This is a genomic window from Fulvivirga imtechensis AK7, assembly GCF_000331535.1.
Lineage (GTDB): Bacteria > Bacteroidota > Bacteroidia > Cytophagales > Cyclobacteriaceae > Fulvivirga > Fulvivirga imtechensis.
Genome location: NZ_AMZN01000196.1, coordinates 1 through 747, shown reverse-complemented (window position 1 = coordinate 747; position 747 = coordinate 1). Strand labels below are relative to the sequence as shown.

Below are 747 nucleotides of genomic sequence, written 5' to 3'. Positions count from 1 at the left end.
TTCAGGCTTTTTTTGATGGTATTTCAGCTATTCGGCTTAGTGTTAACTACTGTTGGCCCCGGCTCCTTTTGTTAAATTCCTTTTAATCTCTTGGGATTCCTGGATGTATGAAAGACACGGGAGATTATAACTTTGTCCTTTGTAGTTCTGTAGATTATTTTGTAGCTCCAGACTAAAAGAAAACGATATTCATATTTTTTATGTGTTAGAAGTGGTTCGATTGTACCCATTTGAGGTTGACCCTCTAAAAGTGCCGTTGTTTGAAGAATTTTTTCACGCACAATGTCAGCGTAGTAAAATCCTTGTTCTTTGAAGATGTATTTTATGGCTCGTTCAAATTGTCCGGAAGCCTTTTTAGTCCATATTACTTGAGCCATTCCTTAGATTGTTCTTCAACTTCTTTTTGGCTTAAAACTTCTCCTTTTTCAACCTGTTCTTCAGACTCATCAATGTCAGCAAGTAAAGAAAGTTGTTCATATACATCTTCTAAGGTCGAATCTTTAGTCAACCTGTCAGCTATTTGATTCAAATATTCTTTTAGTTTTACCTCTTTCATATTCTAATTTAACAAAAGTCGCCGCAAAATTGTCTCCATTTGTTCGTAAATCTTCACTTTGGGAGCCAATTGTTGCTAACGCTCAATGTATGAATCCGTAGCTTTGGTTTGGGCGTTGGCCTTGTGCGGCTATGATTTCATACATAGTGTTGAACCGAACACCTACGGTGGAGGGCACAACGGATTACAAA

The 747-nt window shown here is 37.3% G+C and carries 2 protein-coding genes; both read right to left on the bottom strand.

The window, feature by feature from the left end; translation table 11 throughout:
* Window positions 1–71: 71 nt before the first annotated feature.
* A complete protein-coding gene (locus tag C900_RS27740; protein WP_051053062.1) occupies window positions 72–377 on the bottom strand; it encodes a type II toxin-antitoxin system RelE/ParE family toxin in 306 nt (101 codons plus the stop codon).
* The gene (locus C900_RS27735) at window positions 365–556 is read right to left on the bottom strand and encodes a hypothetical protein (protein ID WP_009583825.1); all 192 of its coding nucleotides are present in this window, start codon (window positions 554–556) and stop codon (window positions 365–367) included. Before C900_RS27735 ends, C900_RS27740 begins: the two co-directional genes overlap by 13 nt.
* Between the last annotated feature and the right edge of the window lie 191 nt (window positions 557–747).